This window comes from Streptomyces luteireticuli (assembly GCF_041519305.1).
GTDB classification, from domain to species: domain Bacteria; phylum Actinomycetota; class Actinomycetes; order Streptomycetales; family Streptomycetaceae; genus Streptomyces; species Streptomyces luteireticuli.
In genome coordinates this window covers 150,885-173,835 of the sequence record NZ_CP167928.1, presented here as the reverse complement: position 1 = coordinate 173,835, position 22,951 = coordinate 150,885, and the positions used below count along the sequence as shown (strand labels likewise).

At 62.6% G+C, this 22,951-nt stretch carries 15 protein-coding genes and 4 pseudogenes; 9 read left to right on the top strand and 10 right to left on the bottom strand.

Annotated features, from left to right (window positions below; all coding sequences use genetic code 11):
* The first annotated feature begins 433 nt into the window (after positions 1-433).
* A complete protein-coding gene (locus AB8735_RS36390; protein WP_372412129.1) occupies positions 434-5,299 on the top strand; it encodes an alpha/beta hydrolase in 4,866 nt (1,621 codons plus the stop codon).
* Positions 5,300-5,426: 127 nt separating this feature from the next.
* Here the strand turns inward: AB8735_RS36390 and AB8735_RS36385 are convergent, their stop codons facing one another.
* Both AB8735_RS36385 and AB8735_RS36380 read right to left on the bottom strand, forming a co-directional pair.
* A complete protein-coding gene (locus AB8735_RS36385; RefSeq protein ID WP_372412128.1) occupies positions 5,427-5,912 on the bottom strand; it encodes a transposase in 486 nt (161 codons plus the stop codon).
* Complete coding sequence (locus AB8735_RS36380) at positions 5,878-6,237, bottom strand: hypothetical protein (protein ID WP_372412127.1); 360 nt, start codon at positions 6,235-6,237, stop codon at positions 5,878-5,880. The genes AB8735_RS36385 and AB8735_RS36380 overlap by 35 nt, the downstream gene beginning before the upstream one ends.
* 762 nt (positions 6,238-6,999) lie before the next feature.
* On the opposite strand from AB8735_RS36380, the gene AB8735_RS36375 reads away from it, so the two are divergent.
* Positions 7,000-8,190 carry an IS110 family transposase gene (locus AB8735_RS36375; RefSeq protein ID WP_372412126.1) on the top strand — a complete coding sequence of 397 codons (1,191 nt, stop codon included), beginning with the start codon at positions 7,000-7,002 and terminating at the stop codon, positions 8,188-8,190.
* 423 nt (positions 8,191-8,613) lie between these two features.
* Here AB8735_RS36375 and AB8735_RS36370 read toward each other — a convergent pair whose 3' ends face one another.
* The 3 genes from AB8735_RS36370 to AB8735_RS36360 all read right to left on the bottom strand — a co-directional run bounded on the left by AB8735_RS36370 (position 8,614) and on the right by AB8735_RS36360 (position 11,623).
* The gene (locus AB8735_RS36370; protein ID WP_372412456.1) at positions 8,614-9,009 is read right to left on the bottom strand and encodes a DUF6009 family protein; all 396 of its coding nucleotides are present in this window, start codon (positions 9,007-9,009) and stop codon (positions 8,614-8,616) included.
* A gap of 50 nt (positions 9,010-9,059) precedes the next feature.
* Positions 9,060-10,415, bottom strand: coding sequence for a phage/plasmid primase, P4 family (locus AB8735_RS36365; protein WP_372412454.1), 1,356 nt, complete (start codon positions 10,413-10,415; stop codon positions 9,060-9,062).
* Positions 10,416-10,585: 170 nt separating this feature from the next.
* Entirely contained in the window at positions 10,586-11,623 is a 1,038-nt protein-coding gene (locus AB8735_RS36360) for a bifunctional DNA primase/polymerase (protein ID WP_372412453.1), read from the bottom strand.
* A 281-nt stretch (positions 11,624-11,904) separates the two neighbouring features.
* Here AB8735_RS36360 and AB8735_RS36355 point away from each other — a divergent pair.
* The 4 genes and pseudogenes from AB8735_RS36355 to AB8735_RS36340 all read left to right on the top strand — a co-directional run.
* Positions 11,905-12,175 (top strand): annotated as a pseudogene (locus tag AB8735_RS36355) (transposase family protein); the annotation flags it as partial.
* 515 nt (positions 12,176-12,690) lie between these two features.
* Positions 12,691-13,255 (top strand): annotated as a pseudogene (locus tag AB8735_RS36350) (transposase); the annotation flags it as partial.
* A gap of 384 nt (positions 13,256-13,639) precedes the next feature.
* Positions 13,640-14,131 carry a plasmid pRiA4b ORF-3 family protein gene (locus AB8735_RS36345; protein ID WP_372412125.1) on the top strand — a complete coding sequence of 164 codons (492 nt, stop codon included), beginning with the start codon at positions 13,640-13,642 and terminating at the stop codon, positions 14,129-14,131.
* 108 nt (positions 14,132-14,239) lie between these two features.
* Positions 14,240-14,428 carry a hypothetical protein gene (locus tag AB8735_RS36340; protein WP_372412124.1) on the top strand — a complete coding sequence of 63 codons (189 nt, stop codon included), beginning with the start codon at positions 14,240-14,242 and terminating at the stop codon, positions 14,426-14,428.
* A gap of 422 nt (positions 14,429-14,850) precedes the next feature.
* Here the strand turns inward: AB8735_RS36340 and AB8735_RS36335 are convergent.
* The 5 genes and pseudogenes from AB8735_RS36335 to AB8735_RS36315 form a co-directional block, all read right to left on the bottom strand.
* Positions 14,851-15,461, bottom strand: a pseudogene (locus AB8735_RS36335) (nucleotidyl transferase AbiEii/AbiGii toxin family protein).
* The gene (locus tag AB8735_RS36330; protein WP_372412123.1) at positions 15,458-15,751 is read right to left on the bottom strand and encodes a transcriptional regulator; all 294 of its coding nucleotides are present in this window, start codon (positions 15,749-15,751) and stop codon (positions 15,458-15,460) included. Before AB8735_RS36330 ends, AB8735_RS36335 begins: the two are co-directional and overlap by 4 nt.
* A 140-nt stretch (positions 15,752-15,891) precedes the next feature.
* Positions 15,892-17,232 carry an IS110 family transposase gene (locus AB8735_RS36325; protein ID WP_372406596.1) on the bottom strand — a complete coding sequence of 447 codons (1,341 nt, stop codon included), beginning with the start codon at positions 17,230-17,232 and terminating at the stop codon, positions 15,892-15,894.
* 219 nt (positions 17,233-17,451) lie between these two features.
* On the bottom strand, positions 17,452-17,619 hold the full coding sequence (locus tag AB8735_RS36320) for a helix-turn-helix domain-containing protein (protein ID WP_372412121.1): 168 nt from the start codon (positions 17,617-17,619) through the stop codon (positions 17,452-17,454).
* 248 nt (positions 17,620-17,867) lie between these two features.
* On the bottom strand, positions 17,868-18,254 hold the full coding sequence (locus AB8735_RS36315) for a C40 family peptidase (RefSeq protein WP_372412451.1): 387 nt from the start codon (positions 18,252-18,254) through the stop codon (positions 17,868-17,870).
* Positions 18,255-19,599: 1,345 nt separating this feature from the next.
* Between AB8735_RS36315 and AB8735_RS36310 the strand changes: the two genes are divergently transcribed.
* The 3 genes and pseudogenes from AB8735_RS36310 to AB8735_RS36300 all read left to right on the top strand — a co-directional run bounded on the left by AB8735_RS36310 (position 19,600) and on the right by AB8735_RS36300 (position 22,939).
* Positions 19,600-19,920: a hypothetical protein gene (locus AB8735_RS36310; protein ID WP_372412119.1), complete on the top strand. Its 321-nt coding sequence runs from the start codon at positions 19,600-19,602 to the stop codon at positions 19,918-19,920.
* A 1,289-nt stretch (positions 19,921-21,209) separates the two neighbouring features.
* A pseudogene (locus tag AB8735_RS36305) lies at positions 21,210-21,528 on the top strand (IS5/IS1182 family transposase); the annotation flags it as partial.
* 61 nt (positions 21,529-21,589) lie between these two features.
* Positions 21,590-22,939: an IS4 family transposase gene (locus tag AB8735_RS36300; protein ID WP_372412117.1), complete on the top strand. Its 1,350-nt coding sequence runs from the start codon at positions 21,590-21,592 to the stop codon at positions 22,937-22,939.
* The last annotated feature ends 12 nt before the right edge of the window (positions 22,940-22,951 follow it).

Genomic DNA, 22,951 nt, shown 5'->3' with positions numbered 1-22,951 from the left:
GGGTGGAATTTGTTGCACAGGAGCGGATGTACTGGACGTCCTACGTGCGGTAGGGGTCCATCCGCGGGAGGGAGGAAGGGGTATCCAGAAGTATGCACAAGGCGAGGTACAGCGAGCGCAGCGGGTGGGTCGAAGGGCCGAGGAGAAGCGAGCACAGCAGGGTGCGGATCGGGAGGATTTTCCACGGTATGTGAAGGGTCTCTTGAAGTTGCTTGCGACGCAGCCTTTGAGTTCGACGGAATGGGGGGCCCCATACAAATCGGGGTCGGCTTTGATTGATTCGGTGAGAAAACTTATTCCCGTTCCGGCGGCTTGGGGGGGTGAGCGTGGAAGCAAGCGGGCAGCTTATAGTCGGGATGAAAGTACTGGCCGTAGTCGGCAGGTCCTGGAGGAGGTTGATCTGTCATCACCTTTCAGGCTACGGGAGAGCGGGTTGAGGATCATTATTGCTAATGCGGGCAGGAATGCGTCGAGGCGTGATGTTTTTCCTGGTGATTTCGAGGAGGCCCAGGATGGGTCGGGGACGTGGGCTGTCCTGTCGGTGCCGTACGGGGTGATTGAAGAGCGGGAGGGCACGCTTCAGCGCCCAGATGTCATGCTTGGCTATCAGTTGGCTATGGCCACGCATGTTCTCAGCGGGAGCTGGAATCCGTGGGAGTCAGAGCTGAAGCTTGTGGGTTCTCTGAAACATCTCACGTCCTTCGAGTTGGCTTCAGCTTCTCTAACTGAGTGGGCAGCTCTCGGTAACGAGGTAGCACTGCGGGACTATCTAAAGACGTCGGGCGAGAATCCTGAGGGACCTCTTCCACATGTGAGGCTTGCTGCGGTGAAGGCAGCAGATTTCGCGGATCGTCTTTCGGAGGCAATCGCGGCAGGTACTCTGGATGCTGAGGAATGGGGGTCGGTTCTTGCTTCTGTACAAGAGCTCGATATGGTTCGTGCTCAGGCTGCATCGATCACGTGGCGGAGTCTGGCAAAGGAACGTGATCTACCTGTTCCGAAGTCGCCTGTGGCGGGGGGCGCGCAGAACCATCTGTGGGCCCAGTATGAATTACTTGCTGATCCGCTTGAGATCACGAACACAATGGCGAGAAATCCGCGTCAGACAGCAGGGGAATCCGCGTTCTATAACCTTCTCACTCCAGAGATTCCTTCTATTTTAGGGAAAAAGAAGTACCTCTGGGAAGGGATGGGATGGGGATCGAAAGTGATCGGCTTTATAAACAATGCAGGTGAGGTTTCCAGATCCGCTCTTGAACGGGAAGGCGCGAACGAAGCCGAACGCAGAATTTTGAGTACAGCCGGGCATGCTGTAGACCTGGCTGCCGGTGTATTTGTTAAGGAACCAGCTAAGTATCTGAAAAAACTTCACAGTAGCGCTTTGTACGCCGGGAGCCGGATTGAGGGAAGAAGAAACTTGGAGACTATGCGGAGGAACGTTGAGCGTGGTCTTGCCCATCCCTTAGTGGCAGTGGAGGGGGCTGGAGGATTTGTACGGCAGTTTGTACCTCATGCCGCGGAAGAGCTTCTTAAGGCTGGTGTGGAGGCGGCAGCAACAGGCTTCGCTGACAAGATACCTGCTGGAGAACAAGTCAAGGAGCTCGCTTCAAAAGGTGCCTACGAGGCAGCAAAGGCTGGAACTAACATAGAGTCTCTCAGAGCTGTGGCACAGGCACGCAAGTCCCGTAAGCCAATGAACCTTATGGACCGTGTGGAGAAGAAGCTTAGCCGAGCGCGGCGATTCAGAGACCAACACCGTGGGGTCAGTGGTCCTTCTATTGAAGCTTTTTATCGTGGAGGCAGCCTCGGTACCTGGGATAGTGGAGGCAGCCACTCTGCCAAACACGTTATCAGTAGCTGGCCAACGCTTGAGCACCTGCCGGCACTGGGAAACCAGCGGGAGGAACCCGAGGCCGAAGCTATCAAGAAAGAGACCTTAGATATCCCGGTAGGCAAAGACGACCCTTTCATCAACGCACACATGCTCAACTGGATACGTTGTGTCAGTGACGCGTCGTCGGGAAGTGTGAGTGAACAAGACGCCGCCAAGATCGTGATGGAATCAATAGTCGCGGTTGGGGGCTCCATATCGATGGCGGGGACAGGAAGAGAGGGAACTCTACTGTCTTATCAACCAGATTTCGGGGATGGGTGCGGCCGCGCAGCCCTGGCTGTAGGAGACATGGCTACAGCGGAGTACGTTGCGGTCCTGGTCCCCGGCATGGGCAATTCACTGAAGGATCTTCCAGAGCTGGCCCGACATGCGCGCAACCTCCACACTGAATGCCTGCGCACCCGTCCCGGGGCCAGAGTCGCTATCGTGGCCTGGATGGGGTACAAGGCCCCCAAAGACATCCGGCAAGGCCATCTGGAGGTCATGGGGGAGATGCCAGCCCAGGAAGGCGCAAAAATCCTCAAGGAGGATCTCCGCATATGGCGTCATTACTGGCAGGAAAAGGAAAATCCTGCACGACGCCGCGCGAACCTTCCTGCCCAGCCGATACTAACGATCAGCGGAGCCAGCTACGGAAGCGTCGTTGCCGGCCACGCCGCCGTGGCAGGTGCCGCCCCCGAAAATCTCGTCTTCCTTGGCAGCCCCGGCACAGGCCTTCGCGCCCAACATCTCAATGTCCCTCCGAGCAATATATTCGTCGCCGCCACTGGCAAAGATATAGTCAGCGTGCTCGACTGGTTCAGTATCGACCCGACACACAAAAACTATGGCAACGTCACTCGCATGAAGGCCGACTATCACTGGAGGGAGGAAATAGGGATCGCCGAGAATCTGGAAAAAGCACATACGAGCTACTATGCCCCCGGTACGGAATCCCTAACCAACATCTCTCGCGTAGTTGTAGGAAGAGCGGAAGAAATAACGCAGGAAGAACAGCGCACCAGGAAGGCATTCGGAGGTTATCGGATGCTGCTCAGACGCCCCTTCGCCAAGCGGCGGCTAAAAAAACCCAAGACGAGATCCAGGATAAGACGGCAAGCAGAAGCTACCGGAAAAAACAAAGGCACCTCGCCTGTCGCTAATTTTGACCTGATGAAGGAGATAATAAATCAAAGACAATATAAAATGGAGGCAAGGGTACCCGCAAGCGTCAGAAAGCAAACTATAGACTTCGTGAGGAGTCGCCTCTCTGCAATGCAAGGCTCCGATAATGCAGAAAGAACCCATCTTGGAATTTTGCGAAAAGATTACAGCGGATACGCCTTCATGTCGGCGACTATTCTAGGAGAGTGGTACGGAATATTTCGCGAAGACTCGCCCAGCGGGCCGCCCGGGAGCCCTCAGGAAACGCCAACAGTTCACCAATCCGGCGAAATCTATCTCCTGGATGTCACCCCAACGGGCCTGGGCCTCCAAGATAGACTCGGCTCAGGGAAAGTCTTCACGCTAAATAAAACTTCATCTGCATTCCTTTCTCTGCCTCAAGGTGGTGAATTCAGGTGGACAGCTAAGGGAGCGGAAGTGAAGTGTCCACCGCCACTCTCCACTACGGGTGAGCGACTTCCCATACTGGCTCTGGTCGGCCTCGGCAGGTACAAGGGGCTGATAGGTATCATCTCAATGGACAACGAATGGCACCCCGTATCACTTGACGTGCAGCAGACAAGACGCGGATTCTCTTACATTGCCGTCGGTGCCATCGTCACAAACCGCTTTGAAAAACGTGCTCTTCCGCACGGATTGGATCAGGGAGAAGTACTCGAACCTTACCCCCAGAACATTCGGTACGAAGAAAATGACCAGCTGAAGAAGACGGAAGATTGGTTCGATGAACTAGTGCAGGAGGGGTATAGCGAAGTCGACGCTTCATTCGACTGGAGAGGGCTAGCGCGGTCAACTGACCCTCTGCTCGGCGTCGCCCAAGATTTGAAAATTGGTGAGGGTTTACACGACCTCAGCAGGGTGACGTTAAAAGGCATGCTTGAGACCCCTTCTAAGGGCAATCCTCTCATCGACCAGGCGAAGAAGACAATAGCCTCAGGGGACGAGTATATAAGCAGAATCAATCAAACAAGAATATTCCACCGGCACGTCTATCCAGACAAATATACAAGTAAACCATTCCCGAGCGAAATGGAAGTCCTTGCCGACCTGAAGGAGATGAAGCCTGACTTTTGGACTGTAAGCTACAGGAAGCAGTGGACTAAAGCAACAGACGCCTTATATGCCGCCCAGAAGAAATTCCACAAGGAAGTCGGCGAACTTCAGCTTCAAGTAAACAGCAGCAAGGGTCATGTAAGAACCGACCGCATCAAGATCCCTGCAGTTCCGACAAAAGCCTTAAACGCTGCTTTCACGATCTTAATGGCTACCAACCTCGGAGTTTCTATATTTGCTGGCGGAAAGGTGGAAGGTGACAGCCTGGCCAAAATGGTAGCAGCAGGATCCAGTATAGCTGTCTCCATGCCTCTGATCGCAAACTCCATGAGCAGACTGGGGTACGAAGCCGGCGCCACGATGATTGGGAGAGCTACGCCATTCGTATCGCTGTTCGCAAACCTTCTCTCATTCGCCAACAATATCACTCAAGAGAATATTGATATATGGGCCTTGACCTTCGACGTCCTGGGATTAACAGCAGACGTCATAGCAATCCTTGCCCTGAAGTATGCTGCGTTCACTGCCTGGGCCGGCCCGGCTGGACTGGCCCTGGCCGCGCCAGCTGTAATTTACATGCTTGCGCACTGGGGAACGAAAATTCCCCCCCCGGATAAATTCGTGAAAGATATGGGCGAAAAACTGGCTGTCGCATTCAATACATTGCACGAGGACTTTAGGGTCGATTTTCATCAGCGCTACAAATCTCTCCAGCACCCGTACGAAAGGATTGCAGGGGTTTGGAACACAAGCCTAGAGTCGCAGGTATCAAAGCAAATGCTTGAGCAGCTTGAAAAAGAAGTAACATCATCCCCGCTCATTAGCAAAGGAGAGTGGCTATCACTTGCCAACGAGGCAAAAACCGTTTTGCAAATACAAGCGGCAATCAAGGTAAGAAAAAATAAGATTCACTCTATGGGACTGAAAGACTCCCTCGTTAATGAGTTTGTTGACATGCTTACCACAAGTCCATCAGAAAAGCTCTACCACTCCCTGAGATTTACAGATGAGGAGATACTTCAATTTTACACTGAACTCATGAAGTACTGCATTAGGAAGATATCAAACACGCCACCCGAGCTTCGAAAGGACCTGAACCGTGAGTCCTTCTCGCTCTGGGACTGGACATCAACCAAAGAAGCGGGCTCGTGGATAGACCGATTCGGTACCGGCGTCACTGGATATTAAAAGAGCTAGTACCCAATCATGGCCTACGGTTGTTTAGCCGTCTCCAGCACATTAGGCCGCAATATAGGGCTGTTGCAAAGCAATGCCGCGAGGTTACAGCTGAGGTGGTGCTGTCAGTAAACCTCTTTCACCCTGAGTAGCGCTGCAGGTCAGACATCTCATCGTGTTTGGTGCCAAGCGGGGGCCTGGGCGTACTGGGCTCAGGCGGTGGCTTCGTCGTAGCGGGTGCGGGGGTCTTGAGGCAGCCGTGGAGGATGCCGACGAGGCGGTTGCCGACTTGTCGGAGGGCGGAGTTGTAGTCGAGGTCGCGGGCACGCTGCCGGTCGTAGTAGCGGCGGACGCCGGGTGAGTTCTGGAGTGCGCAGAAGGCCTGGCGCTGGAGGGCGTCGGCGAGGCGGTTGTTGCGGACGAAGCGGGCCTGGACGGTGCGGACTTTGCCGGAGGCGCGTGTGATGGGGTTGGTGCTGGCGTAGTTCTTGCGGGCTTTCGCGGAGGTGTAGCGGGTGGGGCCGTCTCCGAACTCGGCGAGCACCCGGGCGCCGGTGACCTCGCCGATGCCGGGCATCGAGAGGTAGATCTCAGCGTCCGGGTGCGCGCGAAAATGCGCCTTCACCTGCACTTCTATCGCTTCTATTTGCTCGTTCAGCGATCAGCACTCTGGCGTGAGCGGTCACCGCGGCCACGTAGGCGGCGGTGACCGGCTCAGGCAGGGTGAGCTGCCGCTCACGCAGCGCGGTCTGGATCGTGCTGGCCTTCGCGTCCCGGTGGTGCCGGCGGTGGCGGGCCAGCACATGGGTGATCTGCGTGCGGGTCAGCTTCGCGCCCGCCCGCGGGGTCGGGGCCTTGATGAGCAGTTCCAGGGCATCGGTGCTGGTCCGGGCGAGGTCGGCGTAGGCTGTGAGGGCGGCGGGGTAATACTCGCGCAGCGCGGCGCGCATCCGCTGGAAGGTGCGGATGTGTTCCCAGATCAGTGTCTGATGGGCGCGTGCGACGACCCTGACAGCCTGGGGCCTGGTCGCTGTCGCCCGCGACCGGACGCAGCTGGGCGTGATCGATACGGACCATGTCCGCCAGCGCGTACGCGTCGCTCTTGGCCCCGGAGGTCGCATACTGTTCCTTGAACCGGCCTGACGCGGGTTGACCGCGAAGTCCCGGTAGCCCGCAGCGATCAAGCCCTGCACCCACGCGCCCCGGTCCGTCTCGATGCCGATCGTCACCTCGGACACGTCCAGGTGCTCACCGCCGTGCCGGGCAACAAGCGGAAGACACAGCTCGCGCCCTAGTGGATCCAGTGCTCACGCCCGGCACCCCGGCGGGCACGCCATCTCATCGGCAGTCATGGCCTCCCGGCCGAGCGGCAGGGGCACGGTCTGACTACAGAACTCGAACGGCTCCGAGGGTGTAGTGCTCACCTGCCAGCGGCTACGACGTCGAGTCTGCTACAACCCGATACGCCCCATTAGGAGGGTCCTACGTTGTTCGTGGGTTGGACGGGCCGTCGTAAGGTCCAGAGATCCAGAGACACCGGGTATGGCTTTCAAGGGGTTGCCCTCGATGGTTTTTGGCACCTGGCCGCCCGGTGTCTCACGACGACTCGGCCGCTGATTAGGAGCTGCGGGCCCCTGCGGGTGCATCGCTGAGTAGGACCACGCTGGCGAGGTCGTCCGGGAGAACAGCGCATCGAACGACCGGAGGAACAGGTGGTCCGGATCTGGGCGGGTACGGACATCGGCAAGACGCATCACCACTGCGTGGTCCTGGATGCCGAGGGCAAGCGGCTGCTGTCGCGGCGGGTGCTGAACGACGAGCCGGAGCTGCTGGCTCTTCTCGCCGACGTACTGGCAACCGACGAAGATGTGGTCTGGGCGGTCGATGTCGCCGACGGCATGGCCACCTTGCTGATCAACATTCTGCTCAACCACGGACAGCGGCTCGTCTACATACCCGGCCTGGCGGTCAACCGGGCATCCGCCGGCTACCGGGGCATGGGCAAGACCGACGCCAAGGACGCCACCGTCATCGCCGACCAGGCCCGGATGCGACGGGACCTGACGATCCTGCGGCCGGACGACGAACGTGCTGTCGAGCTCCGGATCCTCACGGACCGCCGTGCCGATCTCAACGCGGACCGCACCCGCCGGATCAACCGCCTGCGCGGCCAGCTCACCAGCATCTTTCCGGCATTGGAGCGTGCACTCGATCTCGGCAACGTCGGCCCGCTGGTCCTGCTGGCCAGCTACCAGACACCGGCCGCCCTGCGCCGCACCGGCCGCAGCCGCCTGGAGACCTGGCTCAGAAACCGCAAGGTCCGCGGCGCCGAAGCCCTCGCCGAGGCAGCCCTGGAAGCGGCCGAGCGCCAGCACACCGCCGTCCCCGGGGAGAAGATCACCGCACAGGTGATCCACACCCTGGCGAAGGAGGTGACGGACCTCAACGAGCAGATCACCGAGATCGACAAGCTCATTGCGGCCCGGTTTCGCGAACACGAACTCGCCGAAGTGATCTCCAGCATGCCCGGCATCGGCCCCATCCTCGGCGCCGAGTTCCTCGCCGCCACCAACGGCGACATGAGCCGCTTCGGCAGCTCCGACCGCCTGGCCAGCTTCGCAGGCGTCGCCCCGGTCCCCCGGGACTCCGGCAACATCAGCGGCAACCTGCACCGCCCCCGGCGCTACCACCGCGGCCTGCAACGCGTCTTCTACACGTCCGCGATGATCAGCATCCGCAAATGCGACGAGTCCCGCCGCTTCTACGAACGCAAGCGCGCCGAAGGCAAGCGGCACACCCAAGCCGTCCTCGCCCTGGCCCGACGACGGGTCAACGTCCTGTGGGCCCTGATCCGTGACGGACGGTGCTTCCACCGCGAACTCGCAGTCACAGCAGCGGCTTGACAACCTCATTAGGAGGTACCAGAGCGCCGGCAGCACTGTGATCACCCCCATCAAGCGCCGCCCGGACACCGAACTCCCCGGGAAAACAAGAAGTCGAACACAGTCCACGCCGCCTTACGAGCTCCCGTCGAGCAGACCATCTCCCAGATCAAACAGTGGAGGATCTCCCGCCATGCCTGCATCAGCCCGAACAGGCTCACGTCAGCCACCGCAGCGACCCTCACCCTCATAATCTACACGTGAAAAAGGCTCCAGATTCTCACCGGCCTCAGTCGTCTCGACCTCCACCATGGCCAGCTGTGGCAGTAAGGTCCTCCAGTCCGATGGCACACGCTGTCAGCATCAACGCCCGCGACCCACAGCCAGTTCACACGATCACTGGCTACGAGAATCCCGGAAGACCCATATTTCGGACACGCCCTACTAGCTCTTTAGTAATGCAATGTTTTCCCTTCCAGATGACAGTACGCCTTCAGATCGCCTGGTCTTATGCCCTTTGACGCCCACTGTGACAGTGCGTGGATCGACCGCCTCTGCGGGGGCAGTCGTGGCGTACAGGCCGCGAGGCTGCTGGTCACGGTCGTGGGGTGCAAGCCAGAAGACCCGTCGTAGATAGGTTCCGGAGGCGGGGGACGGTTTCGCGGTGGGGCCCAGGACAGCGTATCCGATAAGACGGCCGTCGCGCCGGTAGGGAGGCTGGCGTCGGCGGCCTGTGACGCGGTCGAGGGCCTGGCGGACATAGTCCAGAGGGATCGTGTCTTCTAGCCACACGAGCTCCGTTTCGTGAGCGAGGTCCTGAGGGTCGATCAGTGCGCTCATGCAGTGGGTCACCTTTTCCCCAGTCAGTTCCTCTTGGCCTGCCTTTTGGTTCAGGAGACGCATCGGGTCTCCTTCGTAAGATGGGTGTTGAGACTGATACCTGGGTAGTACTTTTTTGAGTTTGAGGTAGCCATTTGAGAGGGGGATCTAAGGCCAAGGGTTTCACGGATCCGAGCGGCGAATACACGGGAGGATACGGGGGTGGCTCCTTCTCCTTCGCACCAGCGGATGTAGGCGAGGTAGAGATGTTTTTGTTCGGCTCGAAGCCCTGTGCGGGTAGTGCATGATTCTGTGAGGAATCGGCCCATGTGGTCTTCGGTTTCGGCATAGGCGGTGGTGGCCATGCGGACCTGTTCGGGGCCCGTGAGGTCTTTGTCGCCGCTCAGGTAACGGGTGGCTCCGTTGATGATCCAGGTGAGGATTCCGGGGCCCTCTTCGGTGACGAGAATGTCGGCGAGGTTGTCGACGGTGCGGCTATCGGGAACAGTTCGTTCGAAGGGAATTAGGCGGATGCGGCGCCAGAAGGCGAAGCCTCCGGTGCCGACTTCTGGTCGGTGGTTTCCCAAGAGAAAGAGTTTGTGGGTAGGAATGAAGGAGAAGAAGTCCTGGCGCATACGGCGGGCTTTGATGATGTCACCGCCAGTGAGGAGCTTGACGCGGGCTTCGTCGAAACGGTCGCCTGCTTTGAGTTCGCTGCAGACGATGACACGGCGGCCGTGCAGTTCAGCAAGGTCGGTGGGGTGCCCCTCGAAGGGGCGTGCCATCAGGAAGCCGGGCGGGGCGGCATCTGCATAGTCGCCGAGGAGTTTGACCAGGACGTCGAGGAGCACGCTTTTACCGTTCTTACCCAGGCCGTAGAGGAAGGCCAGGATCTGGGCGCCGACGTCTCCAGTGATGGAATAGCCGAGCAGGAGGTGGAGGAATGCGATGACTTCTCGGCCTTGGGGATCGTCGCCGAAGGTGTCGGTGAGGAAGCGGTTCCAGCGTGGTGTCGCCATAGGCTGGGGGCCTACTGATGTCGAGCGGGAGTGCAGGTCGTGGTGGGGGTTGGGAGTGCTGATGCGGCCGGTGCGTAGATTGACCACGCCGTGGGGGGTGCACAGGGCATAGGGGTCGGCGTCCATTCGTCGGGCATCGAGCCGGATGCCTTCGGCTGACTTTGCCTGCTGGAGTATGGCTTTGATGCCGGAGGTTGACATGGCTCGTCGGCGTTCGTGACGGAGTTCTGTGTCGGTATAGATACCTGCGGGGTCGGTGGCGGCCAGGTTTTCTGCGAGGCCGCCGGCGGCCCAGATGATGGTGTCATGTTCGTCGGGTTCCCAGCGGAAGCCTGTCCATTTGTACCAGCCCAGGCCGTTGATGTGGCGATAGTCGCCTGTGTAGAGGTGGGCGAAGACCTTGGCCATGCCGCGGTCGGTGAGCGAGTCAGGGAGCAGGCCAGTGCTGGCTGTCCGGAAGGGTGTCGTGGTGTTCGGCGACGGTGTGGTGGTGTTGGGGGTGTACACGGGAGCGAGTGATTGGGCGAGGATCTGTTGTGCTGCCCGGACAGCGTCGAAGGCCTCTGAAGACGGGAGGGTCACCGGTGGCCTCCGGGAGAGAAGGGGCGCAAGGTTCCGGCGGTCAGCCCGTTGTGAATGATCCGAGTGGAGCGGCTCTGTTGTCCGGGGCGTGCCTGGTGTGCTGTCTCCAGGAGGAGTTGGTGCGCTTCGGTGTGGGTGAGGTGGCCGGATGCGATCAGGCCGCCGGCAGTGAATGCGGCGCGGTTCAGTTTTTCAGAGAAGCTTGCTCCTTCGGGTGCTGCCGCACAGCTGGCCACATCGGCAAGAAGGTTCCTCAGCACTCGTTGTGTCAGTGCAGGGGCTTTTGGGGCCAAGGTAGCCGTGTGGGGAAACAAAGATGTTCGGTGCTGGAGTGAAGTTCGATGTGTGGGGCTGTGACCGGTGCGTTGGAGCTCCTGAGCGATCCAGGGGGGCAGGGGGGCTGGTGTGTGGCAGGGGCCGACGGGGGCATAGTTTCCTGCGCCTGTGCGGGTTCCGGGAGCGATGATGTATCCCCCGATTCCGCGGATGTCTACTTGCCAGGCAAGTGCGCGGCGTGTCCCGGAACCGGAGGAGCACTGCCATCCAGGGGAGTCGCGGACTGTGTACCAGATATGCAGTCCGCCGGACGGTGTGCGCACACGCAGGGTCGTCTCGTCGTGAGCAGGGTCAGGAGCCCCGCGTAGTGCTGCGAGGAGCGCCAGGGTGTCGAAGCCGTTCTTCAAGCCGGTCAGGTCGACGTTCCGGTCGATGGGGATGCCGGGCAGGAGGCGGTTGCGGTCCGGCGCGATGCCAGGGTGGGTGTCGATGTCGATGACGACCAGTCCTGCGGAGCCGCAGGCGATCCCGACCCCGGCGGTAGGGGCTGTGGTCCACCATGACCGGATGAGACCGGGATCAGTCGTGGCAGCGTGGAAGCCGTGGCACCAGCCGCCGGTGCCGAGGCAAGGGCATCCGTGGCGGGTGTGGCCGGGTGCCGAGCACGGGGGGCAATTGCGGACGGGGACTTTACGGCCCGGCGCCAGGGGGTGCACAGGCCAGTCGGATGCGGCGCACTGTTGGGCCAGGGCCAGCATGTCGGGGCGGGACGGTGCCGGGGCGGCGAAGCTTGTTGCGTGGAAGGGGGAGTGTTGAGAGTCGCTGTGAGAAGGGTGCAGGTCAGTCGGCATACGTCCTCCTTGCAGCGACTGAAGCGACTCAAGTCTTGTCTCTTGGTGAAGTGTTCTGTGCTCGTGGAGCCTGCTGGTTGGCTGGGCGTTGTGTCCACTAACCGCAGTCCGTCCGGGTGACAGGGTGCTCGGTGCTGAGTACGGGCTAAAGCGTGTTCCGCAACCCGGTGGGCGGGCAACTTACCCGTGTGGATGGGGTGTTGCAGGCCGAGCGGGTGTGGGTGGAGACGCTCATCGGGGCAGTTCGACCGGCTGTTGCGGGTGGTGTGGGAGCGGGGCGGTCCGCGGGTAGGCAGGCCGTGGGCCCTGCCGCTGGCCGAGCGGGTGCTGCTGGTCGCGGTCTAATACCGCACGAACCTGACGATGCGGCAGGTCGCCGCCGTGCTGTTCGGTGTCTCGACTGCCGGGGTGTGCGGAGTCGTTGAGCGGCTGGGTCCACGGCTCGCGCTTGAGCCCGTAAACTGTTCCGGGTTTGGTGGAGGCATCAAGGGATTCCGTGCGGTTGCATCATCATGCTGGTTTAGGTGTGCCAGCGACCGAAGCGACGCAGGTGCAGGACTATGACAGCACTCCCCCAGTATGCGCGCGTCATAGATGTCGTATTTCAGTCGCTTCAGTCGCTGTCCGTCCAAATGCGAGCCGGTGACCAGCGATTTCATAGAGCTGGGAGATGGATTCAGGGCTGTGATCGCTCTGGGTTCCAGCCCCTGGGTGTCGGCAGCCGAGGATGTTTCCTGGAGTCTTTTTCACGTGTAGGTCATGAGGGTGAGGATGGGTGCGGCGACTGACGTGAGTCTGTTCGGGCTGGTGCGGGCGTGGTGGGAGATCCTCCACTGCTTGATCCTGGAGATCGTCGGCTCGAGGGGCGCCCGTGGTGAGGCGTGGACCCTGTTCGATTTCTTGTGTTTGTCGTGCGGTTCGGTGTGCGGTCGTCGCTTGATGGGGGTGATCACAGTGCCGTCGGCATCGGCGGGCGGCTGACGAAGTGGCTGGCCAACCACAAGGTCGGCAACGCGCGATTCCTGGCCGAAGTGGCAGTCGGGGCCGCCGAGCGGCAACACAACGCCGTCCCCGGGGGAGAAGACCGTCGCCAAGCTGGTCCATACCCTGGCCGAGGAGGTGATGGCCCTCGACGAGTAGGTCACCGGGATGGACAAGCTCATCGAGGGCCGGTTTCGCGAGCACGAACTCGCTGACATCGTTCTGAGCGTCTCGGGCATCGGCCCCGTGCTCGGCGCGGAGTTCCTCGCCGCTGTCGGTGGCGGCCTGGACGAGTTCGACTCCCCGGACGCCTTGGCGGCCTTTGCCGGCGTCGCTCCGGCCCCTCGCGACTCGGGCAAGGTCAGCGGCGACCTCCACCGGCCGGTCATCTACCACCGCAGACTCCAGCGCACCGACTGCCTCCCACGCATCATGGCCGGCCCGCGCAACCTTGCCATCGGCGTCCAACGTCAGGACGGCCGTACCAACATCGCCGCCGCCTTCCGCTACGCCGCCAGCGACTGTCGCAGATCCCTGACCGCCCTCGGCCTCACCTGACGAATCCGGACAAATCCTGATCGCGCAAGGGACCCTGGGGCGGACGAAGGGCTGCCACTGCGGTCGTCGGCCCCGCCTTCCCAGAAACCGTGGTGGCTACCGCACAGCGACCGGACACCATCATCAACCCCTACGCCGCGTAGTGAAGAGGCTCCGGGGGCCACGGCAGCGATGCAGCGGTCCTACCCGATGAGATCTTCTTCTTGGTCCTGTCCGCCGGGCTCTCCAGCACGGTGTTCGCCTGTCGGCAGTATCTGCTGGACAAGATCGCCGACTTGACCGTCGAGTGCAACCGGACGGTTCGTGCGTTCCGTTGGAACTGCGGCAGACGGCCCGGGCACACTGGTCCGGACACGCCCGACTGCCGGTCTTGCGAGGAACCCGATGCCCGCCGACTCTGTCTTCCAGGTCAAGGTCTCCCTGGCTCATATCCGGCCCCCTGTCTGGCGGCGCCTGCTGGTGCCTGCAGACGTCCCGCTCGGCCGCCTGCACCAGGTGATCCAGGCCGCGATGGGCTGGGAGGACTGCCACATGCACGCCTTCGAAACCCCGCAAGGAGACTTCGGGCGGCCCGACACCGAGCTCGGCTACAAGGACGAACGTAAGGTCCCTTTGCACGTTGTGGCCTCGGCCGTCGGGGACAAGATCGGCTACACCTACGACTTCGGTGACGACTGGGTGCACCATGTCCAGATCGAGAAGATCCTGTCCCGCGTTCCCGGTACCGTCTACCCGCGCTGCCTTACCGGGCGCCGGGCCTGTCCTCCCGAAGGCTGCGGCGGTCCCTGGGGCTACGGTGAGTTCCTCGCTGCGATCACCGATCCCGACCACTCCGACCTCGTCGAAATCAACCAGCTCCTCGCCAAGACCTCATGACCACCAGCAGGACTCCCACGGCGAAGCACTGGCCGGACCGGTTTCGAGTGACGGGGCCGGCGCCGTCCGCTGGTAGGCAGTCGCCCCGTACTCGGCGAAGGGCCTCTCGTGACCGCTCAGGCCTCCGTTCCGTCTGCGGTGTTCCGTCCGCAACGGGGCCGAGCTTTCGCCGAGGCGGCTGCCCTGCTCTCGCCGTTCGGGGCCGTCATGGTGATGGCCTGCTGTGGGGAGCGGGTGCTCGTGCTCGGCGTCGACAGCCAGCAGTCGCTGGCCGGCTTGCCGGGCACCGGCCTGTAGGGCCGGCCGGTCTTCCTCGGTGTCCTGACTCCGGGCCGACCCCGCTGACCGGGTCCCGCGGCAGCTGACGCCCCTGCCGGTTCACGGGCCGGTGGCGGCGGAGCCTGGGTGATGCCGTGGGTGACGCCAGCGCGCTGGATGGTGCCGGTGGTGGTCTGGGCGGCCGGGCGCCGTCGGCTGTCCGGGCCGGGCCGGTACCGGGGCGAGACGATCCCCGAGGCAGGTGTCCCGCCGAGCGCGCAGGGCCTCGATTGCTGGCCATGAGGTCCGCCGACACGCCACAATTCACCTGCACGAGCAGTGACTTGACAGTGTCGCCCGGGGTTTGGGTTCCCTCAGGCAGGTCAGGGCCTCGGGCCGGCCTATTCGTCGTCGAAGTCGGGGTCTTCTTCGACGTGCAGGCGGTTGTCGAGGTCGGTTGCTCAGGCGTTGGCCCAGGTACGCAGGTCAGCCAGTTGCTCGGGGGTGAGGCCGTAGTCGTGGCAGGCCTGGTCGTCCTACCACTCGGCGCTGACGAGGTGGTCGCGCAGTTCGTGGAGGTTGAACTCGGTGCGGGCGTGGCGGCGGCCGAGGGTTTCGAGATCGTCCGTGGTGCGGTGCCGGGAGGCTGCGTGGACGTCGATGAGGTCGCGGACAGCGCTTCGGTCGGCCAGGGCCCGGGCTTTGGTTCCGATCACGTTTTCGAGGAGGAGGACCGGTCCGTACTCGGTGGTGGCCGGAGGAGCCCAGAAAGCCTCTTTGAGGACGTCGACCTCGCACTCCTCACCGGTTCGGGTCATTGAGCCGGCCGGACAGCGGATCGGTCTCGATCTGTCGCACGGTCCAGCCACGCTCGCTGAAACCGGCGGTGACTGTGCGGATGATCTCGTCCATGGGGGCGGGGTTCGCGGTGGCGACGTCGAGGTCCTGGCTCAGGCGCTCGACCAACCCGTGCGCTTGTACCGCGTAGCCGCCGGTGACGACCAGGGAATAGAGGGTGCCGATTGGCGAGGATGTCGCCCAGGAGGAGGCGGTGCAGGTCGCTCAGATTCATGCAGCGGTCATGGTCCGGAGGAGCGACAGCTCGGGGAAGGCGTCCTCCCACACGTCCCGGACCAGGCGGCTGATCAGGGTCCGCAGCACCGGCCACTGGGCGATGAGCAGCTCCCGGTTCAAGAAGTCCACTACGTCCTGCTGCTGTCCTTCGGCGAGGACGGTCCGGTACAGGCCCATCCGGGGGCGGACGGCGTCCACGTCGAACGAGCGTCGACCTGACCAGATCACGTGCAGTGGGAGGTCGACCGTGCCACGTGCGGGACCGTGCAGGTCCTCCAGCTCTCCCACGCCTTTTCGTCGGCCACTGCCGCACGGTACTCCTCGCGGCCTCCGTGCCGGCCCACCTCACTGCTGACCGGAAAACTCAGCGGTCAGGTGGGCATGGCGAAGTAGCCCCCGGTGGCGTGTGCTGAGAGCGTCGAGTGTTGTCAGGCGGCTGCCGGGGTGAGGGTGACGTCGTGGCCGAGGGCCTTGAGCTGGCGGACGAGGTCTCGGCTTTTGCGGCCCGGGTCGAGGTTGCGGGTGTGGAAGTCGGCGCCGAGGTCTCGGTAACGGGCGGTCGGGTCGTTCATGAGGTGCCAGACGGACACCAGGATGGAGCGGGCGACGGCGACCAGGGCTTTCATGTGGCCACGGTGTTTGGTGATCCTGCGGTAGCGGGCGCCGAGGAAAGTGTCGGTCCGTGCGGCGGAGATCGCTGCTTCGCCGAGGGCGCCGCGGAGCCAGGGGTTGCCCCTGCCGGTGGGGCCGGAGGTGTTCCTGTTTCCGGACTGCAGGGTGCGTGGGGAGAGTTTCGCCCAGGACACGAGATGGCCGGCGGTGGGGAAGACCGACATGTCCAGGCCGATCTCGGCGAGGATGACCTGCGCGGTGCCGGGGCCGACGCCGGGGATCTCGTCGAGGCGCTCGGTGTCGGTGATCGGCATCAGGGTGCCCTGTCCGGGGCCTTCGTCGTCCTCGGTGGTGGACAGTTCGGTCAGACGCAGGGTGATCCGGGCGGTGAGCTTGTCGATCTGCACGGTGAGGTGGTCGACGGTGTCCAGCAGCATCCGGCACATGAATGCGTGGTGCTCTTCGAACCGGCCGGTCAGGGCCTCGGCCAGGGTGCTGTGGCTGGCCTTGATCGTGCCGTGGGCCAGGTCCGCCAGGGCCTTGGGGCTGCGCTCGCCCGCGATCAGTGCCTCCAGCATCGCGCGTCCGGAGACGCCGAAGATGTCGGCGATCACGGTGGACAGCTTGATCTGGGCGTCCTCGAGGAGTTTCTCGGTGCGCTGCTTGTGGCGGGTGCGCTCGTGCGTCATGACCGCCCGGGCCCGGGTCAGATCGCGCAGTTCACGGACCGGCTTCGGGGGCACGAACGAGGGCCGGAGCATGCCGCGTTCGGTGAGCTTGGCCAGCCAGACCGCGTCCAGGCGGTCGGTCTTGGGCCGGCCCGGGACGTTCTTGACGTCACGGGCGTTGACCAGCCAGCACTCCAGACCACGCGACTCCAGCAGGAAGAAGTACGGCTTCCAATAGGTCGACGTCGCCTCCATCACCACCCGGGTGACGCCCTGGCAGATCAGGTGGTCGGCCAGGTCCAGGATCGCGCCGCTGGTCGCGACGGTGTTGAAGACCCGCTGCACGCGCTTGCCGGGCTTGTCCTCATGCGGCACCCGCACACAGACCATGCCCGACGCCTTGGCGATATCGATCGCCGCGACACGGGCCACGAGCTCCTCGGCCTGCTCGATCTCCTCGACGCCACCGCTGTCGTCGGTGTCCGCCATGCGCCACTCCCCGGTATCGATCCGTACGGGCCGACGCCTGCCCAGGGGGCCGCGGGGGGAGCGAGAATCTGACCGGCGTGCTCGATGGCAACAGTGCGTGGCCCCTCTGCGGCCCCGGCACCAGACTGACCTACGGGCTCAACGTCCCAACGAGCTACCGGCATCGGCGGGCAGGCGCCGCAGCCATGTTTTCACGCCGGCAAGGCGCACCCGAAGGGATCAGGGGGACTGACCTGAGAGGGGCGCCCGGCCCAGCCAGACAGCTATCGTCCGCAAGGAATCGTCGCGGGCCAGGCCGCGGGAGATTTCCTCCCGCTCGGCCAGTGTCAGCGCGCCCTTTGCCCGCTCGCGCGGCGCAGGAACGAATCCACCGTTCGCGGCGACCATACCGTGTACGGATCCGGCCAGCTTATTCAGTGCACGGCCAATCTCTCAGCCAGGTCCTCGATGCACAACCCTCGTTGCAAACACGCCGCGAACCCGCCTCGAAGCATTACTGAGATTGGACTGGAGCTAGCTTCAGTCCATGGGGGTGATCCCTGTGGGACGCCCGATACAACACCGCTGCGCAGCTGAGGCTTCAGACAAAGAAAGGGCGGTTCAGGAAGCGGAGCACCCTGGGAGCACATGTGGGGTCAACGCACCGCATGGTACTCAACATGTCTGGTCCATAAGTGCTCTCGGCGGACGTGTCCGCCGGGCCTGGGAGCATGCCAGATGGATCCATTTCCTGCATACAAGCCGACATGACCGATAGTGCCGAACCTGGGAAAGAAGACTAGGTCTCCGGGTTTTCGCTGCTGCGCTGTAATACGCCGAGTGGCATAGAACTGAGCTGCAGCAGTTCGGGGAATTCGTTTTCCTGCCTTGCGATAGGCGTATTGAGTCAGTCCTGAGCAGTCAAAGGCATCGGGACCGGCGGCTCCCCACCTATAAGGTGCACCCTTCAATGATCGAGCGATGCGCAGTGCAACGATCCTGGCCTCGAGAGCTGAAGCCTCCTGCGCATTAGGGGGGAGCATGGCGCACAAAAGTGCGCTGATCCCCAGGGCAAAGATTGTCCCAGGCCGGATGAATGGAGATGACCTCCGAAATTCAGACGGCTCCATCGTATCTGTTGCCATGCAGGTCCCTTCATCGAGGGCGTGCGTGCTTGAAACTCGTATACCAGATCACTACAGGTCGGGTATATGCGCCCAGATCGCCGACTTGCCGCCGTTTAGATACACAGGATGAATACTGTCTGATCATGAGCTGCAGCTACACACGAGGCCACGCAGCAGCGGACATGGGAATTCACTTCGGAGGACTTCGCAATAGCCAAACAAGTGCTATGCAGGAGGCGGAAGGCCGCGGCATTTCAAGCCCTCGCAGTACCCTCGGTGCGTCCGTCCGCCATCCACAGGGGCCGGGTGTTTCTTCCTCTTTCCGAGGCGGCCCGGAGAGGCTGGACGCTGCGGAAGGTTGCCTCACGCCAGTTAACTGCACGGGCCGCGACGGGTGCCGACGAGGGGGCTCCCCCCTTTGACGCTAAGCCTTCACGTGCGGGAGGGTCGGGTGGCAGATCCTCTTGAGCGCTGGGAAGGGCAGAGCCCCGTAGAGGATTGTTCTGACCTTTGACCGCGTGTTCGAATCCTCCCAAGAGGAAAAGGCGGAAACGTCTTTTCGACTGACGCTGTGCCGGACGCGGTGAGCTTCTTGGCCGCCATTCCGTCCCGCTGGGACGGGAAGGCGTGCCGGCCGCGTGGTTCGCCGGGACCGAAAAGTCCCTTTGGGAGATCGCGGAGGATATCTCGGTGCAGGTTTACGGACCGACGATGACGTCCTTTGGGGAAGCAGAATGCGATCACCCTCGGACATCTTCTTCTTTTCAGGTGCATCAAGGCCACTCTTTCCTCTCTTCCCGATGAACCGGGAGTACGGTGCCCGAGAAGAACAGCACAGTGCTTCCCACCCTTGCAAGGCGCCGGCCTCTGCGTTCTGCTCGTTGGTTATCGCCCAGGGCCGCGCACGGACGGCGTCGGGAGCCTGCCGCCACGTGACGCGGGTTATCACCAGCCGTGAAGAAGCATTAGACCAAAAGGGGGATCCGTTAGGGTCGGGGCTGCCCGTGAACCCGCCGTGAAACGGTTTCGATACGCGAAATCCCCGCGCAGGAAGCCTTGCGTCGGTTGGTCACCGCAGTGGGAGCCATTTTCATTTGTACGGCGTGCGAGTGGGTCAGTGGCAGTGTGTCGACGGTGGCGTGACGTACAAGGCATCCCGCGGGTTGGCAGGTCGCCACAACTGGCCTGAACTGCGGAAACACCCCGTGGTCTCCCATCTTGCCGTATATGTGTTGATAAGGAGCTCCTGGAGCTGGTCACCATGGCGATCGCTTCATGTGGGGTCAGCCGACGGCGTCGGCTGCGCCCGTACGACCAGGCCTGGTGTGCTCTGGTCTACGTCTACCTGTGTAACCACGCCATCCTCGAACAGACCGCCGCCTGCTTCGCCATCGGCATGGTGGCCTGGCGCTACGCGAACGACACGTTCGAACGTCTCACCCAGTTCATGCCCTCACTGACGGAGACCCTCACTAACCGTCACGCCTACGGCTACGTGCCGCTGGACGGCACCGTCGCCGAGACCGACACTGGCTACTGGCCGAAGGCCATTTCCCCGGCAAGGCTCGCCGTGAGGGGATGAACCTGCAGGTCATCACCGCAGAGGAAGGGAAGCCTCTGTGGGTCTCACCCACTCTGGCCGACAGGCCCACGGTGTGAAGGCTACCCGCGAGCACGGCACTGCGGACGCCTGCACGCAGCTGGACTCGGAGGTCTTAGCGGACATGGACTGCCAAGGCGTCGACGACAGCAGCACCACCCGGAGCAATCGCCGCCCGAACAGGCTCACGTCAATCGCCGCGACCATCCTCACCCTGCCGGCCTACACGTGAGAAAAGCTTAGAGTCCGGTGCCGTGTTCGGTTCCTTGGCTGCAGGGTCACACCGGATGAGGGTGTCGTCCAGGACTACGAACGGCAGACCCTCGTGCCGGCACTGTCCCAGAACTCCCGCAAGGCCGGAGGCTTCGACCGCGAGTACGTCGATGCCTTCGTGAAGATACCGGTAGCCGGTGGCCAGGGAGATTCCTGCATCCCGGACACACAGCGGATGCATGTGTGGTCACGGAACCAGCGCAGTACGAGCACCACTTGCCCGAACGGGCCCAGTGCCCCTGTCCCACGACGGGTGCCGATCGCACGCCGGTATCCGGCAAGCAGAAGGGCGAAGCACTGGACCACGGGACGCTGGACATCGGACAAGTCACGATGAGAGACCACGTGAAGCCTCCTGGGACCGGCAGGAACTGTCGCAAGTCCCCTCCCGCCAAGGGTTCCACGTGCTGTTCAGAGGTCTGGATGTCCATGAAGATGATGCTGTTGCGACGCAGAAACTGCTGTGGAGGCTATGTTCTACCCTCCACAGCAGTGTGAGTGGTTAGCCGTTGAAGCTGGAAAAGTTCAGAATGTTGTTGAGGAAGTTAAAGTTCCCGAAAGAATTCCAATCGTCCCTGTGGCCGTGAACATAGGTGTCAACGTGGTTCCCGCAACCGTGGTCGTGCTCATGGTCGCGGGGTGCCCCCTGTACCGCGCCAGGGGTGAGCGGGGAGGCCTCTGACAGACCCGCCAAGGGAATGACAGCAGTTGCGGCTAACAGGGAAGCCACGACTAACCGGCATCGGAAGGTGTTGCGCATGATCATCTCCAAAGCTATAAGCAGATGGGTTACTTACTGTGGTCTACCCCGTTGCGGCGACCGATGTGCACTGAAGTGCGGCCGATCACTCGTATGGGTTCGTACGAACGAGAGTGGCATAGAAGGTCATCAAAGGTCGACGGTTCTTGGGTAGTTGATCTCTCATAGCAAGATCGGTCCCTAACGAGTTGGTGTGTGATGGCGGGTGAAGGGTCCGCGCTGGTGGATGGCATGATCCATCTGTGACGATCACGGCAATCGGGGGATCCTTGCGCATCGGCTGTTCACAGGGATCTCCCGGCGTCATCTGGGCTGTCTGGCCCAGGAGTTGGCCCGGCCCTGACAGGCCGCAGCCGAAGGCCGTCGCCATGAAGTACGAGGCGGGGCGAGAAAGCGGGCCGCCGGTGCCGGCGCCCGCCACCGGTTGGTCTTCGTCGACCGGCTTGTGGCCACGCCCATTCACCTGCGGCACGACCTCCCACACGCTCCCGCACGCCGTCCTCGGGCTGTTGTTCGGCGTCGACCGCTCCACCGTCACCAGGGCAGTCAATGCCGTTGTTTGACTGTTCATCAGTTCGATGGTGGGGACGTGCTGGACCCGCCGGGCGTTGACAGGTCATGCATCCGTGGATAGGGCGATCCGATGACGTGCGGCTGGGTGCGCTCACCGCGTGGGTGACGCCGGAGCTGGTGGATGACGTGTTGGCCGAGTGTGGTCGGGGTGGGGTGAAGCCGGGGGCGCTGTCGCCGCGGTTCATGGTCTACTTCACGCTCGCGCTGGCGCTGTTCGCGCAAGACTCCTACGACGATGTCGCGGAGAACCTGGTCGGGGCACTGGAGGGGATGGACGAGACGATCCCGAACCGGGCCTCGTTCTCCCGTGCCCGGCAGCGCCTGGGGCCGGAGGTGTTGGAGGCGGTCTTCCGCCGGGTGCGTGGACCGGTGGCCCCCGCCAAGGTGGGCAGGGCGTTCTGGCACGGTATGCGCTTGGCCGCCGTCGACGGCTTCGTACTGGATCTGCCGGACAACAAGGCCAACCGGGAGTTCTTTGGTGGGTGGAGCGACGCGCGCGGGGCGCCGGCCGGGTTTCCGCAGGTGCGGGTGGTGACGCTGACCGAGACCGGCACGCACGCCTCGATCGACGCCCGGATCGGAGGCTTCAACGGTGGCGAGCGGGAGTTGGCGGTGCAGATGGCCTCCTCCGCGGCCGGGATGCTGGTCATCATGGACCGCAACTTCCCCGGGGTGGAACTGTGGAAGGCGTACACCCACGCCGGAGCGCATCTGCTGCTGAGGGCTCGGTCGACGGTCGCCTCCCGGCCGCTTGAGGTGCTGGCGGACGGGAGCTATCTGGGGCGGATGAGCCTGGCCGGGCAGCGGGCCTCGCACCCGGGCGGGGTGACGGTCAGAGTCGTCGAGTACCGCATCGACGGCGGCGAGCTGATCAGATTGCTAACCGATCTGCTGGACGTCGAGGCCTACCCGGCGGCGGAGTTGGCCGCGCTCTACCATGATCGGTGGGAGGCTGAATCGGCCTACCGGCAGGTCAAGACGTTCCAGCGTGGCCCTGCGCAGGTGTTGCGCTCGGCCACTCCGGCGCTGGTGCACCAGGAGGTCTGGGCCCATCTGGTGGTGCACCACTGCCTGAACGGGATCATCATGCAGGTCGCCGACGGTGAGGAGACCGACCCGCATCGGATCTCCTTCGTCAAGGTCCTCAAGCACGTACGGCGCAGCGTGATCCGGCAGACCAAGGACGCCGTCTCGGCCGTCGGGGCATTCCTGGCGATACTGGAGGCCAAGGTCCGCCGCAAACTCGACACCGGTCCTCGCCGCAGCCGCAGTGCGCCACGAGTCCTCAAACGCCCGGACTCGAAGTACTCGCCTTCGGTGAAGAAGCAGCAACACGGACCCACCCGGCGGGTACCCACGAAGGTGATCACCCTCAGCCCGGCGATGCTTCAGTAGCTCAAGCAACGG